Annotated in this window: 15 protein-coding genes; 7 read left to right on the top strand and 8 right to left on the bottom strand. The window is 68.4% G+C overall.

The window, feature by feature from the left end:
- The first annotated feature begins 37 nt into the window (after positions 1 to 37).
- Together ASG40_RS11840 and ASG40_RS11845 are read left to right on the top strand one after the other, a co-directional pair.
- A complete protein-coding gene (locus ASG40_RS11840; RefSeq protein ID WP_055886386.1) occupies positions 38 to 505 on the top strand; it encodes a peroxiredoxin in 468 nt (155 codons plus the stop codon).
- Positions 506 to 593: 88 nt separating this feature from the next.
- Positions 594 to 1,838 carry a peptidoglycan DD-metalloendopeptidase family protein gene (locus tag ASG40_RS11845; protein WP_082524033.1) on the top strand — a complete coding sequence of 415 codons (1,245 nt, stop codon included), beginning with the start codon at positions 594 to 596 and terminating at the stop codon, positions 1,836 to 1,838.
- Positions 1,839 to 1,869: 31 nt separating this feature from the next.
- Here ASG40_RS11845 and prfB read toward each other — a convergent pair.
- A protein-coding gene (prfB, locus tag ASG40_RS11850; protein WP_156387689.1) for a peptide chain release factor 2 occupies positions 1,870 to 2,998 on the bottom strand; the annotation gives its coding sequence in 2 pieces (ribosomal slippage) (positions 1,870 to 2,928 and positions 2,930 to 2,998; 1,128 coding nt in all).
- Positions 2,999 to 3,220: 222 nt separating this feature from the next.
- Between prfB and ASG40_RS11855 the strand changes: the two genes are divergently transcribed.
- On the top strand, positions 3,221 to 4,480 hold the full coding sequence (locus tag ASG40_RS11855) for a PAS domain-containing protein (RefSeq protein ID WP_200944257.1): 1,260 nt from the start codon (positions 3,221 to 3,223) through the stop codon (positions 4,478 to 4,480).
- Between the two features lie 24 nt (positions 4,481 to 4,504).
- Here ASG40_RS11855 and ASG40_RS11860 read toward each other — a convergent pair whose 3' ends face one another.
- The gene (locus tag ASG40_RS11860) at positions 4,505 to 4,843 is read right to left on the bottom strand and encodes a hypothetical protein (protein ID WP_082494530.1); all 339 of its coding nucleotides are present in this window, start codon (positions 4,841 to 4,843) and stop codon (positions 4,505 to 4,507) included.
- A gap of 300 nt (positions 4,844 to 5,143) precedes the next feature.
- Here ASG40_RS11860 and ASG40_RS11865 point away from each other — a divergent pair, with 300 nt between their 5' ends.
- Positions 5,144 to 5,422, top strand: coding sequence for a hypothetical protein (locus ASG40_RS11865; protein WP_055885666.1), 279 nt, complete (start codon positions 5,144 to 5,146; stop codon positions 5,420 to 5,422).
- Between the two features lie 176 nt (positions 5,423 to 5,598).
- Here ASG40_RS11865 and ASG40_RS11870 read toward each other — a convergent pair whose 3' ends face one another.
- The 3 genes from ASG40_RS11870 to ASG40_RS11880 all read right to left on the bottom strand — a co-directional run bounded on the left by ASG40_RS11870 (position 5,599) and on the right by ASG40_RS11880 (position 7,757).
- A complete protein-coding gene (locus ASG40_RS11870) occupies positions 5,599 to 5,811 on the bottom strand; it encodes a hypothetical protein (protein WP_055885669.1) in 213 nt (70 codons plus the stop codon).
- Between the two features lie 185 nt (positions 5,812 to 5,996).
- On the bottom strand, positions 5,997 to 7,214 hold the full coding sequence (locus ASG40_RS11875; RefSeq protein ID WP_055886389.1) for an LL-diaminopimelate aminotransferase: 1,218 nt from the start codon (positions 7,212 to 7,214) through the stop codon (positions 5,997 to 5,999).
- Between the two features lie 213 nt (positions 7,215 to 7,427).
- Complete coding sequence (locus ASG40_RS11880) at positions 7,428 to 7,757, bottom strand: hypothetical protein (protein ID WP_055885672.1); 330 nt, start codon at positions 7,755 to 7,757, stop codon at positions 7,428 to 7,430.
- A gap of 212 nt (positions 7,758 to 7,969) precedes the next feature.
- Here ASG40_RS11880 and ASG40_RS11885 point away from each other — a divergent pair, with 212 nt between their 5' ends.
- Entirely contained in the window at positions 7,970 to 9,712 is a 1,743-nt protein-coding gene (locus tag ASG40_RS11885) for a PHA/PHB synthase family protein (protein ID WP_200944264.1), read from the top strand.
- A gap of 68 nt (positions 9,713 to 9,780) precedes the next feature.
- Here ASG40_RS11885 and ASG40_RS11890 read toward each other — a convergent pair whose 3' ends face one another.
- Complete coding sequence (locus ASG40_RS11890; RefSeq protein WP_055885679.1) at positions 9,781 to 11,133, bottom strand: OmpP1/FadL family transporter; 1,353 nt, start codon at positions 11,131 to 11,133, stop codon at positions 9,781 to 9,783.
- A 406-nt stretch (positions 11,134 to 11,539) separates the two neighbouring features.
- Between ASG40_RS11890 and ASG40_RS11895 the strand changes: the two genes are divergently transcribed.
- Positions 11,540 to 12,424 carry a fumarylacetoacetate hydrolase family protein gene (locus ASG40_RS11895; RefSeq protein ID WP_055885682.1) on the top strand — a complete coding sequence of 295 codons (885 nt, stop codon included), beginning with the start codon at positions 11,540 to 11,542 and terminating at the stop codon, positions 12,422 to 12,424.
- 71 nt (positions 12,425 to 12,495) lie between these two features.
- The gene (gene bioB / locus ASG40_RS11900; RefSeq protein WP_055885685.1) at positions 12,496 to 13,506 is read left to right on the top strand and encodes a biotin synthase BioB; all 1,011 of its coding nucleotides are present in this window, start codon (positions 12,496 to 12,498) and stop codon (positions 13,504 to 13,506) included.
- Positions 13,507 to 13,640: 134 nt separating this feature from the next.
- On the opposite strand, the gene ASG40_RS11905 is transcribed toward bioB, so the two are convergent.
- Both ASG40_RS11905 and ASG40_RS11910 read right to left on the bottom strand, forming a co-directional pair.
- Positions 13,641 to 15,176: a sensor histidine kinase gene (locus ASG40_RS11905; protein WP_055886393.1), complete on the bottom strand. Its 1,536-nt coding sequence runs from the start codon at positions 15,174 to 15,176 to the stop codon at positions 13,641 to 13,643.
- A 247-nt stretch (positions 15,177 to 15,423) separates the two neighbouring features.
- Complete coding sequence (locus ASG40_RS11910; protein ID WP_055885688.1) at positions 15,424 to 16,215, bottom strand: TVP38/TMEM64 family protein; 792 nt, start codon at positions 16,213 to 16,215, stop codon at positions 15,424 to 15,426.
- Positions 16,216 to 16,235 lie beyond the last annotated feature (20 nt).

Genomic DNA, 16,235 nt, shown 5'->3' on the forward strand with positions numbered 1-16,235 from the left:
CATGGCCACACCATCAATCGGCCGAAAGGAAGGCATGATGCCCCTCGTCGTCGGCGAAGCCGCCCCCGCGTTCGAACTTCCCGGTGCGGGTGGCGAGACGATCACCCTCACCGGGCTCAGAGGCCGCAAGGTCATCCTCTACTTCTACCCCAAGGACGATACCAGCGGTTGTACCCTCGAAGCCCAGGGCTTCAACGCCCTCGGCGAGGCGTTCGCGGCCGCCGAGACGGTCGTCGTCGGCGTCTCCCCGGATTCGGTCAAGAGCCACGACAAGTTCCGGGCGAAGTACGGGCTGACGTTCCCCCTGGCTTCCGACGAGCGCAAGGCGATGCTGGAGGCCTACGGCGTCTGGGTCCAGAAGAGCATGTACGGCAAGACCTACATGGGCGTGGAGCGGACCACGATCCTGATCGACCGTGACGGGCGCATCGCCCAGGTCTGGCCGAAAGTGAAGGTGCCCGGCCATGCCGAGGCGGTCCTCGAGGCGGCCCGCGCGCTGGCCTGACCCCGAGCCACGGGACCGGGCCGGCCTTTTTGCCGTTCCTTAACCCTAATGGCCTCAACTGACGCTCACGTGGCTCAGGTCCCCAGTGATGCGTCTCGCCGCTCGTCCGTTCTCGTTCCTTCAACGCACCGACACGACGAAGGTCGGCGGTAGTGCTCGCGGTCGGGACGAGCGCCGGCGCCTGCGGGTGCTGACCGTATCGCTGGCGGCCGCCGTGCTCTGGGCCGGTGCCGTCACCTGGTACCTCGTGTTCCACGACGAGGCGCTGGCCCGCTTCATCTCGCAGCAGAGCGCGATGCAATACACCTACGAGGAGCGCATCGGTGCCCTCAGGCTCCAGCTCGACCGGGCGGCCATGGAGCGTGCCGCCGTGCGCACGACGGTCGAGGGCAGGATCAGCGACCTCGCCGACCGCCAGGCCGCCCTGGAGCGGCGCCAGTCGCTCCTGTCCAACCTCGCCGGCGAGTCCTCGGGTCTGCCGGCCGACCCCGTAGAGGCGGCGCCCCCCTCGCCGACCGGGGCGACGGCGCGGAACCCCGCAAAACCTTTCCCCACCCCCGACGCCCTCGAGCTGAGGATGCGCGAGGACGACGGCAGCGAGGGCCGGCGTTCCGCCCTGGAAAGCGGGCCGGCCCTGGCCAGTGTCGAGCAGCGCCTCGATCGCCTCGCGGCCCTGCAGTCGCGCGCCCTCGACCGCATCGCCGCGAGGGCCGGCAGCAATGCCCGCCGGATGAGGGGCGTCGTCGCCCGCCTCGGCCTCGATCCCTCGCGGTTCGGCCGCCAGGCCGGCGTCGGGCTCGGAGGTCCGTTCGTGCCGCTCGCCGCCGACCCCTTCGGCATCGCCCTGTCGGACGCGCAGCGCTCCCTGGCCGAGGAGGAGCAGTGGCGCCGCGCCACCGCCGCCCTCCCCCTGCGCCAGCCCTTGTCCGGCGCCTTCACGCCCTCCAGCACCTTCGGCCCGCGCCTCGACCCCTTCACCCGCGGTCTCGCCATGCACACGGGCATCGACATGAGGGCCGAATATGGCGAACCCGCCCGCGCCACGGCGGCGGGACGGGTGACGGCGGCGGATTACGCCGGCGGCTACGGCAACATGGTCGAGATCGACCACGGCAACGGGTTGGCGACCCGCTACGCTCATCTCTCGTCGCTGGCGGTGGTCATCGGGCAGACGGTCGCGGCCGGTGCGATCGTCGGGCGGGTCGGCTCCACCGGACGATCGACCGGCAACCATCTCCACTACGAGACACGGATCGACGGCGAGCCGGTCGATCCGCAGCGGTTCCTGCGCGCGGCAGCCGCTGCCGAGTCCTGGTCCGACGCCGGTCGTTGAGAGCCGTGGTACCGACGGCGCTCGAGACCGATCAGTCGATGTCCTCGACCTCGCCCGCCCCGCCATAGACCCGCTGGGCCAGGGACGCTTCCATGAACGGGTCGAGCGACCCGTCGAGGACGGCATCGGGATCGGTGGACTGGGTGCCGGTGCGCAGGTCCTTCACCAGCTGGTAGGGCTGCAGCACATAGCTGCGGATCTGGTGACCCCAGCCGATGTCGGTCTTGGCCGCGTTCTCCGCGTTGGCCTTCTCTTCCCGCTTCTTCAGCTCGGCTTCGTACATGCGCGCGCGCAGCATGTTCCAGGCGGTGGCGCGGTTCTTGTGCTGCGAGCGTTCCTGCTGGCACGCCACCACGATCCCGGTGGGATTGTGGGTGATGCGCACGGCCGAATCGGTCGTGTTCACGTGCTGGCCGCCGGCGCCCGACGACCGATAGGTGTCGATGCGGCAGTCCGATTCCTTGATCTCGATGACGATGCGGTCGTCGATCAGTGGGTAGACCCGCACGCTGGCGAAGCTGGTGTGGCGGCGCGCGCTCGAATCGTAGGGCGAGATCCGCACGAGGCGGTGGACGCCGGATTCGGTCTTGAGCCAGCCGTAGGCGTTGTGGCCTTTGACCAGGAGCGTGGCGCCCTTGATCCCGGCCTCGTCGCCGTCCGACCATTCGACGATCTCGACCTTGTATTTCCGCCGCTCGGCCCAGCGCGCATACATGCGCTGGAGCATGTTGGCCCAGTCCTGGCTCTCGGTGCCGCCGGCGCCCGCGTGGACTTCGACGTAGGTGTCGAGCCCGTCGGCCTCGCCCGAAAGCAGCGTCTCGATCTGGCGGCGCGCGGCCTCCGCCTCCACGGCGCGGACCCCGTTCTCGCCTTCCAGGATCGTGGCCTGGTCACCCTCCATCTCACCGAGTTCGATGAGTGTGGCGGCGTCTTCGAGGTCCTGCGACAGCTTCTTGATGGCGCTGACCGCCTCGTCGAGTTGGGTTCGGTCGCGCATCACCGCCTGTGCGGCCTCGGCGTCGTTCCAGAGGTCGGGATTTTCGGAGGCCGCGTTCAGCTCCGCCAGTCGTTTCTCGACGGTATCCCAGTCAAAGATGCCTCCTCAGCAGTCCGATCGACTGCTTGGCGGCATCCGAGAGTTGTTCGATCTCGGCGCGCATCAGGTGTTTCACACAGCGTTGGGCGGGGAGCGGTGTGATAGCGCCGCCCGGCGGGGGTGTAAACGCCGCCGCCGCTCGCATCGCCCGGATCGCAGCGCACGACGCGGTCCGCATCTCCCGCGGCCCCCGCGCCCTCCCCTCCTTCGGACCCTCGCGCCGGGGCTGATCGGTCGTCGGCGAGGCGGAAGACCTGAATTCAGAATTTCTCCTCCGGTCGGTCCGATGCCCGATGCCTTCCTTCCGACGCGATTTCTTTGTGTAAAACAAGCGGTAAACCGGTCGTCGGCAGTAAACCATGTCGTCGGACACTATCGGGCGACGATCGATCGGCTTAACCCACGATGGCCCGATATCGTCGGGCGAACGGCTCGGCACGCTTCGCGGCGTGCCGCCGAGCGGAGCGAGGCCGAGGCCCGGCACGAGATGACCATGCCGTCGATCGATCTGGATCGAACCCATCCGTTCGCGGAGGCCATGCGTGCGTCGAGCATCGCCATGGTGATGACGGACCCGACTCTGCCCGATCACCCCATCGTCTTCGCCAACGACGCCTTCCTGCGCCTGACCGGCTACTCCCTCCTGGAGGTGATGGGTCGCAACTGCCGTTTTCTCCAGGGACCGGACAGCGACGCCGCCGCCATCGCCGACATCCGCCGCGCGATCGCGGCGGGAGTGGATCTCACGGTCGAGCTCGTCAACTATCGCAAGGACGGGTCGGCCTTCCACAATGTCCTGTCCCTGAGCCCGGTTCGCGGAAAGTCCGGCGAGGTCCGGTACTTCTTCGCCACCCAGGTCGACGTGACCGACCAGCACCGGCAGACCGACGAACTGCGCCACGCCAATCTCGCCTTGGCCGCCGCCCTCGAGACCGCGACGACACTGGTCCACGAGATCGACCATCGCGTGAAGAACAATCTGCAGATGGTCTCCGCGATGATCCTGCTGCAGAGTCTCGATCGCTCTGACCTGCGCCTTCGCGACAGCCTGCTGGATACCCTCTCGCGCGTCGAGGCCCTGAGCACCGTCCATCACCGGCTGCACCGGTCGGGCGACGTCTCCCGGTTCGACGTGGCCGACTACGTCCGCGATCTTCTCGACGACCTCGTCGGGGCGACCGGCCGCACCGACATCCGCGTCCGGCTCGACCTGATGCCGGTGCTGGTTCAGGCCGGCAAGTCCGCTGCCCTGGCGTTGCTCTTCAACGAGCTCTTCACCAATGCCCTCAAGCACGCGTTTCCCCCCGGCAAGCCGGGGACGCTGGCGGTGAGCATCGCGCGCGAGGCGGCCTGCATCGTCGCGGTGATCGAGGACGACGGGGTCGGCGTCTCGCCCACCGCGACGCGGCTGAGCACGTTCGGCCAGTCGCTGATCCAGACGCTCTCGCGCCAGCTCGGCGCAGAGACGACCATCGGCCCGATGAGCCCGTCCGGCACCAGGGTCCGGATCGAGCTGCCCCTGGCTATCGTCGCCGCACCGGTCTGACGGCGCTGCAGGGCCGGTGGAGCGTCAGCGGCTCCGTTCGGGCCGGAGGGCCGGCGCCAGGATGAAGTCGTTGGTCCGCCTGCCGGTGCGCAGCGGGCCCTCGTGAAGGCCGTCGCTGTAGTAGTCGACGCCCGACAGGCCGAACCCGCTTCCGTTCATGACGGTGGGGACGGGGACCGCGCGCACGGCACGCAGATCCTGCCGTTCGGGTCCGACGATGGGCTGGCCGGTATCGCGGTCGACCCGCAACACGACCGGACCGTAGGCGCCGAGCGCACGACCCTGCTGGGCTTCGGCCGAACCGGCCGCGAACGGAATCGCGCAGGCCAGCATCGCGCCCAACGTCCAGGCGGACGGTCGCATTCCGTGCGGGCGTGACGCGCAGAAAGCAGTCTTCGGAAAGCGTGTCATCGGCAATGTCATCGGCAATGTCCTGGGCGGTGGTCGGCGTTCCGCGAGACGACGGGTTGAATGGCGGTCGGTTGCGGGGAGCCTATCACATGCGGTCCTCGCACGGCGCTCATTCCCCGCTCGGCCGAGTAGTCGGGCCTAGCCGCGTGATCGGGTCTGGCATTGGCGTCAATCAAGGCAATCGCTGCCGAACGAAACGGCGAATGCCGCGTTGATAGGCCAGCAACCCATCACAACCGTGGAAATCTCATCATGATTCGCAGCACGAGTCTCGCCGTCGCCACCGTCCTCGTCGGCCTCTCCGGCGCCGCCTTTGCGCAGAGCGGCCCGGCCACCCACGACAGCGTCGGTACTAACGCGGCCGGTTCGAAGTCGGGCGTCGTCGGAAAGGGCGACAGCATGGAGGCCGCGCCCTCGACCACCGGGACCGCCGTGGCGCCGGGCGCGCGCATGGCGCCGGGCAGCAACGGGATGGTCACCGGCGACCCGACCGTAGCGCCCAAGCCCTCGAACCCGACGCCCGCTCGCTAATCGCGGCCGTCGATCGTCGTCGAGGAGGAGGTCGGACCGTTGGTCCGGCCTCCTTTTTCATGGCTGATACGGTTTCCGCTTGGATCAAGCGGGAACCGTATCACCGAGCCCGCACGGCGCCTGAGCGAAACCCATGTCCGAATCACGAAGTGATCAACTGGAAATGGTGTGATCCATCAGCCCTTTCTGCGAAGAACGACCTGCGGTTGCCGCTCGACCGGTTCGCAGGTGCTCGACATCGCGTTCAGGACGAGGGGCCGCGTGTCGCAGACATAGGCGACGCCGGGTCCCGGAGCTGGGACGGGATCGCGGGCGACGATCGGATTGGGCGCACACGCGCCCGCCGATGCGGCCAGCAGCAGTGAAACGGTCAGGTTCAGTCGACGCATACCATCCTCGGATCACCCGCCGTTCGGCATCGCAGGACCCTGCATCCGCCCTCCACGACATGACAAGCATGTGCGCCACCCGCGCATGGCCGGCATCGTCGTTTGCGCAGACGTGTCGCCTGCCGGCAACAAGGTTGTCGGCAGGGCGAAAAACGATGCGATCCCGGGTCGGGCGGTCGGCGTGCTCACCCGGCCTTGGCCATGGGGACGACGTTGTGCAGTGTCCGGTCGGCGTTCTCGAAGAACCGCCGGATATTGCGCGCCGCCTGCCGGATGCGCTGTTCGTTCTCCACCAGCGCGATGCGCACGAAGGCGTCGCCGTGCTCGCCGAAGCCGATGCCGGGAGCCACCGCCACATCCGACTTCTCCAAAAGCAGCTTGGAGAACTCGAGGCTGCCGAGGTCCTTGAACTTGTCGGGGATCGGCACCCAGGCGAACATCGAAGCCGATGGGCTCGGGATCTTCCAGCCGGTCTTGTCGAAGGACTCGATCAGGGCATCGCGGCGCTTCTTGTAGATCGAGCGCATCTCGACGATGCAATCCTCCGGACCGTTGAGCGCAGCGGTGGCCGCCACCTGGATCGGCGTGAAGGCGCCGTAGTCGAGGTAGGATTTCACGCGGGTGAGCGCGGCGAGCAGCCGTTCGTTGCCGACCGCAAAGCCCATGCGCCAGCCGGCCATGGAGAAGGTCTTCGAGAGCGAGGTGAACTCCACGGTGCAATCCATGGCGCCGGGCACCTGCAGCACCGAAGGCGGCGGCTCGCCCTCGAAATAGACCTCGGCATAGGCGAGGTCGGACAGGATGATGATCTCGTGGCGCTTGGCGAAGGCGACGAGGTCCCGGTAGAAATCGAGGGAGGCGACGTAGGCCGTCGGGTTCGAAGGGTAGCAGACCACGATCGCCACGGGCTTCGGAATCGAGTGCTGCATCGCCTTTTCGACCGCCGGGAAGAAGGCCGGTGTCGGCTCGGCCGGGACGGAGCGGATGACGCCGCCGGCCATCAGGAAGCCGAAGGCGTGGATCGGGTAGCTCGGGTTGGGCACCAGCACCACGTCGCCCGGCGCGGTGATCGCCTGCGCCATGTTGGCGAAACCTTCCTTCGAGCCGAGCGTGGCCACCACTTGCGTGTCAGGGTTCAGGCCGACCCCGAAGCGGCGCTGGTAATAGTTCGCCTGGGCCCTACGCAGGCCGGCGATGCCCTTCGACGAGGAGTAGCGGTCGGTGCGCGGCCGACCGGCGGTCTCCACCAGCTTGGCGATGACGTGCTTGGGCGCGTCGAGGTCCGGGTTGCCCATGCCGAGGTCGATGATGTCGGCGCCGTTGGCGCGGGCCTGGGCCTTGATCCGGTTCACCTGCTCGAACACGTAGGGCGGCAGGCGCTTGATGCGGTGGAAGTCGGTCATGGCCTTCACGGTGTCCATCGGAACGGGCGAGCCCGTCCATGCTGATCTGTCATCGCTTTGACATCGGCGGGAGTCTAGCACCACGCGGCCCAAACGCCGACCCGGAATCTCTAGGCGGGTTTCGCAAAAGCGGTCACCGGCCTTGCGTCGAAAACCTGCGACAGACCAACGACCTGAGCAGGGTGAAGCGTTGGCCTGCCGACGCGACCCTGTCTAGGGCGTCGCGCTGGCGGGCTTGGTGGCGCGCGCCGCGCTCTCGGCGGCCCGGCCCTTGGCTTCGTTGGCGCCGCGCGCGCCTTCGAGTTCGGCCGCCAGCGCCTTGGCGCCTTCGCTGGAGCGGGCGCGGATCGGTCGCGCCGGTGCCGAGACGCCCACCGGCAGGAACGTTTCGTCGGCCTTGCGCGAGCCGGCCACGAATTCCGGCGCCACGACGGGCTTGGCCGCAGGCGCCATGTAGGCCTGGCGCAGCGGGCTGACGTCGCCCGAACAGCCTGTGACCGCCAGAGCCAGGACGACGAGGGCGGGGACGGCGAGCCGGAGCATGTCGGTCCTGCGCGAGAAAGCGGTGCGAATCCCGTAGCGTCCCGTCGCACTCGCGCGTTAATTTGGCGGAAACGAGGCTAGCCCCACCGCATCGGACCCGGCACGGTGGCAGGCGACAAGGCCGACACTCAGGGAGACTCGCACGCGTGAGCATCGACAGCACCACGCCGCGGCCGGATATCGAGGCCCTGTCCCGCAACGCCAGTCAGTTCATGGAGGAGTTCGGACGCGCCGCCGCCCTCTACATGGCGCCGAAGGTGGCGCAGCCGGGCGCCCTTGCCGTTCCCGAGCCGATCGAGCCCCCGGAAGAGGTCAACGACGTGGTCCGCACCCTCGGCACGGTGGCCGAGAGCTGGATGGTCGATCCGCAGAAGGCGATGCAGGCGCAGGCCAAGCTGAGCGAGGCCTTCATCGCGCTGTGGGGCTCGACCTGGCATCGGCTCCAGGGCGAGGCGGTGCCGCCGGTGGCCGAACCCGAGCCCAAGGACACCCGGTTCAAGCACGCCGACTGGTCGGCCAACCCGGTCTTCGACTTCATCAAGCAGAGCTACCTGATCACCTCGCGCTGGGCCGAGGAGCTCGTGGTCGAAGCCGACGGCATCGACGACCACACACGGCACAAGGCGCAGTTCTACCTGCGCCAGATCGCGGGTGCCCTGTCGCCGTCGAACTTCGTGATGACCAATCCCGAGCTCATCCGCCACACCCTGGAGGAGAACGGCGCCAACCTCGTGCGCGGCATGAAGATGCTCGCCGAGGACATCGAGGCGGGCAAGGGGCAGTTGCGGGTGCGCCAGACCGACCCCTCCAACTTCGAGGTCGGCGTCAACATGGCGGTGACGCCGGGCGAGGTGGTGTTCCGCAACGACCTGATCGAGCTGATCCAGTACGCGCCCACCACCGAGACGGTGCTCAAGCGCCCGTTCCTGATCGTGCCGCCGTGGATCAACAAGTTCTACATCCTCGATCTCAACCCGCAGAAGAGCCTGATCCGCTGGATGGTCTCGCAGGGCCTGACCGTGTTCTGCATCTCCTGGGTCAATCCGGACGAGCGTCATGCCGGCAAGGACTTCGAGAGCTACATGCGCGAGGGTATCGAGGCGGCCATCGACGCCATCGGGGTCGCCACCGGCGAGACGGAAATCGCCGCGGCCGGCTACTGCGTCGGCGGCACCCTGCTGGCGGTGACCCTGGCGATGCAGGCGGCCACCGGCAACAAGCGCATCAAGAGCGCCACCTTCCTCACGACGCAGGTGGATTTCACCCACGCCGGCGATCTCAAGGTGTTCGCCGACGAGGGGCAGATCAGCGCCATCGAGGCCAAGATGAAGAAACGCGGCTACCTCGAGGGGTCGGGCATGGCCGCCGCGTTCAACATGCTGCGGCCCAACGATCTCATCTGGTCCTACGTCGTCAACAACTACGTCAAGGGCAAGAAGCCGCTGCCCTTCGACCTGCTCTACTGGAACGCCGACGCCACCCGAATGCCGGCGGCCAACCACTCGTTCTACCTGCGCAACTGCTACCTGGAGAACACCCTCGCGCGGGGCAAGATGACCATCGGCAACATCCGCCTCGACCTGAAGAAGGTGAAGGTTCCGGTCTTCAACCTCGCCACCCGCGAGGACCACATCGCCCCGGCTCTGTCGGTGTTCGAGGGCTCGTCGAAATTCGGCGGCAAGGTCGACCTCGTGGTGGCCGGGTCCGGCCACATCGCCGGCGTCGTCAACCCGCCCGACAAGCCGAAATACGGCTTCTGGACCGGAGGGCCGGCCAAGGGCCGTTTTGAGGATTGGCTGGCCGCCGCCACCGAGACCAGGGGATCGTGGTGGCCCTACTGGTTCTCCTGGCTGGAGCATCAGGCGCCCGCCCGCGTTCCGGCGCGCGTCCCGGGTGCGGCCGGCCTTCCCTCGCTCGGGCCCGCACCGGGCACCTACGTCCGCATGAAGGCGTGACGTCGCAGCCTGCCGCCGGCGCCGGGCCGCGGAATTCCTCCGCGGCCGGTGCCGATTTCAGGCCTTGCTCAGTACTTGCGGACGATCGGAGCCACCGGACGCACCGGCTCGCCGAAGACGTAGCGGAAGCCCACGGACACGATGTCGGCGCTGCCGCGGGTGTCGGCGGCGAACGCGATGCTCTGGCCGGTGAGCAGGCGCTCGTTGTAGTCGCGCCCGGCGCCCGCCAGGATCTTGCTGTCGCCGACCAGGAACAGGTGGGAATAGGCCAGCAGCAGGGTGAGCTTCTCGTTCCAGCGGTAGCTCGCACCCAGCGAGACGTTGAAGCGGTCGCTGTCGGGAAGGCGCACGGAGCGGTTCTCGAAATCGATCGGCGAGATCTCGTAGGCGACACCGCCGCGCACGGTCAGGTTCGGCGACCAGTCGTATTCGGCGCCGACCGAATAGGTGAAGCCGTCCTTGTAGTTGAGCGGCAGAGACGAGATGGTCAGGCCCGAGCTGCGCTGGACGATGCCGATGTCGCCGGCCCTCGACCAGTTGTCCCACTCGAAGCCGAAGCTGACGCGGGTGACCGGGTTGATCGCCTGCGTCAGGCCCACCGTGACCTTCTCGGGGGTGTTGAAGTTGGCCCTGACCTGACCGGCCCTGCCGGCGAGGGCCACCAGCGGCACGCCGACGGCACCCTCGATCTCATGGTGCACCGACGAGCGGTAGCCGACGCCCAGCGTGGTGCCGGTGGGGGCCGTGATCAGCGCGCCGGCCGTGAAGCCCACACCCCAGGAATCGCCCTTGAGCGACGTGCTGGGCAGGGCGACGGTGGGGACGTTGAAGGGAGGTCCCGCGAGCACGCCGGTGGCTTGACGCAAGGTCAGGCGGAAATACTCGATGTTCGGCCCGGCGGCGACGGACAACCACTCGTTGACCTTGTAGCCGATGACCGGATTGAAGGAGAGGGAGAAGATCCGGTTGGAGCGCCCGTAGACTTCGCCGGCCCAGGTGTTGCGCGGCTTGGTCACGAGGCCGAACGGCGCCCCGGTCTGGAGCCCGAGCCAGATCCGATCGTTGAGCTGATAGGACGTCGCGCCGGCCGGTACGATGGCGCCCTGGCCGATGTCGCCGCTGCCACCGAGGCCGGCGAAGGCCGGGCTGGTGCCGGCCTGGGGCGTGATCCGCGCCGAGAGGTTGATGAAGCTGAGGTTCTGCTCCTTCACGAAGCCCGGCGCCATCGTCACCGTGGCGGGGTTCCAGAACATGGAGGAGACGCCGCCCGAGCCCGAGGCCGCGCCCGCGAAGGCCAACCCCTGCGCCTGTGCACTCTGCTCGCGGATCGCGAAGGCGCCGGCCTGCGCCTCGCCCCAGCCCGCCGTGAGGGCCGTCGCCGACAGGCCCGCGATGGCCAGTCCCCGAAGATGTCCGATCATGACCCGTTCCCCAGCCTTGGCTCTTGTGTCTGGCGTTCGCATGCCCGAGCCAAACCCCCGCGCCGCCGCCTTGGGAACATGATTGCCGCGCCTCCCGTGACTTCGCAATCCCTCCGTTCGTCTTGAAAAAAATCGATATTTGTTTCGGTTATAGAGATGAGATATCGCTTTTCCTCGTAGCGAGTCATCTTTCTCGGATATCGAAACCGTGAGTCGAGAATTGGTTCACATCTAAACATTCTGCAGGATGATGCAGGTGCCGGACAAAAACGCGCAGGTGATGTCCGGTTGAGTGGGGCCCGTGTGGTTCGTGCAACAGGTTCGGTCGCGTCGCCAGCGTTTCGGCCTTGCCCTCGGGCGGAGAGGCCCAATTTCCCTAATCGACCGTTAACGAGAGGCGAAAAAGATGAAGCTGGTCCGCCATGGAGCGAGGGGCGACGAGAGGCCCGGTCTGATCGATGCCGACGGCACGATTCGCGACCTGTCGGGGATCGTGCGGGATATTGCCGGTCGCCACCTGTCCCGGAGTAGCCTCGAGCGCATCCGCGCCATCGACCCGGCGAGCCTGCCGCCGGTCGACGCCGGTACCCGGCTCGGCCCCTGCGTCGGCGGGACCCGCAACTTCGTCGCGATCGGCCTGAACTACGCCGACCATGCGGCCGAGACCGGCGCGGCGATCCCCTCCGAGCCGATCCTGTTCAACAAGGCACCGTCCTGCATCTGCGGGCCGAACGACGACCTCATCCTTCCGAAGGGTTCGGCCAAGACCGATTGGGAGGTGGAACTCGCCGTGGTGATCGGCGCGACGGCCTCCTACGTCCACGCCAACGAGGCGCTCGACTACGTGGCCGGCGTCTGCATCTGCAACGACGTCTCGGAGCGCGAATTCCAGATGGAGCGCGGCGGCACCTGGACCAAGGGTAAGGGCTGCCCGACCTTCGGTCCCCTCGGGCCCTGGCTCGTCACCCTCGACGAGGTGCCGGCCCTCGACGACCTCGCGATGCATCTCGACGTCAACGGCGAGCGCATGCAGACCGGCTCCACCGCGACGATGATCTTCGGGGTGGCGCAGATCGTCGCCTACCTGTCCCATTTCATGATCCTGGAGCCCGGCGACGTCGTCACCACCGGTACGCCGCCCGGCGTCGGCCTCGCCCGGAAGCCGCCGCGCTACCTGAAGAGCGGCGACGTGGTCAGCCTCGGCATCGCGGGGCTCGGGCGGCAACGCCAGACGGTGGTCGCCTTCGACGACTGGACGGCCAAGGTCGCCGCGGGCGAGCCGACGAACTGAGTCGGCTCGGTCGGGCTCGGGCGACTGCGCCATCGGCTTGATTTTCCGGCCGGGATTGGCCTCTTAGGCGGATGATCGAGACCGCCTCCGCCTCCGCCCCGTCCCACGCATCCCCGGCGATCCGGCACGACTGGACCGTCGCGGAGATCCAGGCGATCCACGACCTGCCGCTGCTCGATCTCGTGTATCGGGCGGCCGAGGTCCACCGGGCGCACAACGATCCCGCCGACATCCAGCGGGCGAGCCTCCTGTCGATCAAGACGGGCGGTTGCCCGGAGGACTGCGCCTATTGTCCGCAATCGGCCCACCACAAGGAGGCCGGGCAGGTGCGCGAACGCCTGATGCCGGTGGATACGGTGCTGCGCGAGGCCGCCGCCGCAAAGGCTTCGGGCGCCCACCGCTTCTGCATGGGGGCGGCGTGGCGCCAGCCCAAGGACGGGCCGGAGTTCGATACCGTCCTCGCCATGGTGCGGGGGGTCCGCGCCATGGGCATGGAGGCCTGCGTGACGCTGGGGATGCTCACGGCCTCGCAGGCGGGGCGCCTGGCCGAGGCCGGCCTCACCTCCTACAACCACAACCTCGACACCGGCCCGGACTTCTACGGCGACATCATCTCGACGCGGACCTACGAGGACCGGCTGACGACGCTGGAGAACGTGCGCGAGGCCGGCATCGGCGTCTGCTGCGGCGGCATCGTCGGCATGGGCGAGGCGATCAGCGACCGGGCCGGGATGCTCCAGGTCCTCGCCAACCACGCGCCGCATCCTGAGAGCGTGCCGATCAACGCCCTCGTCGCCGTGCCCGGCACCCCCCTCGAGGACCGTCCGCCCGTCGATCCCCTCGACATCGTGCGGATGTGCGCCACGGCGCGGATCGTGATGCCGCGCGCGCGCGTGCGCCTGAGCGCCGGCCGGAAGGAACTGACCCGCGAGGCCCAGATCCTGTGTTTCCTCGCCGGCGCCAATTCGATCTTCTACGGCGAGCGGCTCCTGACCACCGCCAACAACGAAACCGACGCCGACGCCGAACTCCTGCGTGACATCGGGATCACCGTCCCCGGCCTCGCACTGGCGGCCGAATAGGCATCGACGACCGGTCTACAGTTCGGCGATCGCTCAGGCTGGTTAACCGTCAGTGTCGCCGGCCATTCTCCACGCCGCGACGTCATCGCGTGACCCCCTGACACGGTCCTGCGCACGGCATCGTTCGACCACCCTCACGCGACCTTCGCGTCACCCTCGCCCGAAGCATAGCTGTCGGGAATGACGATCCGAAAGCAGGCGCCGGTGGTACCTTCGTCGAGGCCGAGGGTCGCTCCGTTGAGATGGACCAGCTCCGAGGCGATGGCGAGGCCGAGTCCGCTGCCGCCGGCCCGCATCGACCCCTGGAAGGGCGCGAACAAGGTCGCCCGCGCGCTCTCGGGCAGACCGGGGCCGTTGTCGGCGATCAGGATGACCACGCGCCCGCCGTCGCGGCGCGCGGTCACAGTGACGAGGGGGGACACCTCCTGGGTTCCCGCCGCATCGAGGGCCTGGACCGCGTTGCGCACGATGTTGATCAGCGCGCGCGAGAACTGCTCGGGGTCGACGAAGACCGTGAGCCCGGCTTCCGCCCGCGTCCGGATCGCGATCCGGGAATCGTGGCTCAGCCCGGCCAGATCCTCCATCTCGCTGAGGATCGGGGCGAGCAGGACATGGCGCCGCTGCGGGAACGGCTCGGTGGCGCGGCCGTAGGCCAGCGTCGCCTCGCAGAACCGGATCGCCCGATCGAGGGTCGCGATCAGGCGGGGAGCGACACGCTGGACCACCGGATCGGCGACTCCTTCGAGGCGGTCGCCGAGGAGTTGCGCGGTCGTCAGCAGGTTCCTGAGCTCGTGGTTGATCTTGCTCACCGACAGCCCGAGCCCGGCCAGGCGCCGCCGTTCCCGCAATTCGCCCGCCAGGGCCCCCTGCATCTGCGCCAGGGCGATCTCCGCCCGGCCGATCTCGTCCTTGCGCTGGGACGGGACGATGTTGCGGCCGATGCCTTCGGGGTCGCTGGCGAAGGCGCCGACGTTGGCCATCAGCCGGCGGACCGGACGCGAGACACGGCGGGTCACCACAACGGAGACGAGACCTGCGATCGCCAGCGCCGACAGCAGGGCCGCGACCACAAGCTGGACCGCCACGTCGATCATCGAGGACCGCATCTCCGTTTCGTCGACCAGGACCTCGACGCGAGGAAGCTGGGCGCGCGGGGCCGGACGGTCTTCGACGGCGGACGTGTGACGCGCGCTCCCGTGACCGACGACCCAAAGCGTCCGCATCGACCCGTCGAAGACGAGCGTTCCGGCCGCGGCCGTCGCGGCGGCGACCCCTTCGACGCCGATGTGGAGCTTGCGGCTGCCGGCGTCCGCTTCGGCAACGCTGCCGATGAGACGCCGGACGCCGACGGTCTCGACGGCGATGGCCCTGGCCCCGAGGGTGTCGAGCAGCAGCCGGATCCTGTCCTCCTGTGGACTCCCGACGGGCGCGAACTCGACGGCGATGGCCGCGATCGTCGCCGCATTGAGGCGTTCCGACAGCCAGTCACGACGAACCTGGACGATCACTGCGATCGCCACGAGAAGTCCGATGGTAAAAACCAAGACGAAGACGGCGACGAACAGCCGGCCCGACAAGTCGAACCACCTCTCCGCACGGGCGCCGACTTCCCGACGGTCGGGTTGCGCGGGCGAGGGATCTGTCTTGGCGACGTCGATGGCTGCAGTCATGTCCATACCGGTCGTTATCGCTTCGTGCCATCGTGTCGCGAGCCGACCGTCGACCCCATTCGACGGCACAGGGATGACGATAGCTTGTCGAGGGGCCAAGTCCGGCAAGATAGTCTTATACACGATCGACCGCATGCGCGGTCGTCATGCTCTGACCGTCAGGATACCATCATCGCACGACGTTGACGAAGGTGCACCGCGAGATGGGATTCTCGCCGCATGGCCCGCCCCCCCCATGCGGTCGTGATCAGGCGCCGCGTCGCCGTTGGCGCCGGTCGAACCAACGCTTGAGCGCCACCGAACCGAGCGCCAGGGCCGCCAGCGCGACGAGCCCCGCCACCGCTTTCGGCGTCGCGAACGCCCCGAACGACAGCGCGGCGTCGCAATCGAGGCCGGAAGCGGCCACGCACGCCGCCCTGGCCGCTTCGTGGGTGGCCACGATATCCTCGATGGCCGCTCCCGCCGCCGCATAGACGAAGGCCCCGGGGGTCAGGCCCACCACGGTCGCGAGGACGAAGGTCGAGAGCCGCACGCCGAAGGCGGCCGGGGCGAGATTGGTGAGCCAGAACGGAAAGACGGGCAGGAGCCTCAGCACGACGACGTAGCCGAAGGCGTCCCGCCGGAAGCCGTCGGCGAGGGCCGCGAGCCGGGGCCCGGCCCTGCGGGCGAGGAGGTCGGCGGCCGCCCAGCGCCCGATCGAGAACACGATGGCCGCCCCCGTCGAGGCCGCGGCGACGGCGAGGCAGGCTCCGGCGGTCATGCCGAACAGGAAGCCGCAGATCATCGTCAGGAACAGGGAGGCCGGCACCGAGACGACGACGCAACCCACGTAGACGAGCCAGGCCGTTGCCATCGCGCGGGCCGGGTTCTCGGCGACCGCCGCCGACAGCCAAGCCCGGGACGCGAGGAGTTGGTCGAGGTCGACGAAACGGGAAGCCCCGGACACGAGTACGCCGACGGAGGCCGCCACGAGCAGCGCGAAGGGCAGCCAGCGCAGGGCGGCCCCTCCACGCCAGCGCAGGTCGCCGACGCTCCTCATGCGCACTCCTGGGTCGCCGC

The organism is Methylobacterium sp. Leaf399, assembly GCF_001424525.1.
Classification (GTDB): domain Bacteria; phylum Pseudomonadota; class Alphaproteobacteria; order Rhizobiales; family Beijerinckiaceae; genus Methylobacterium.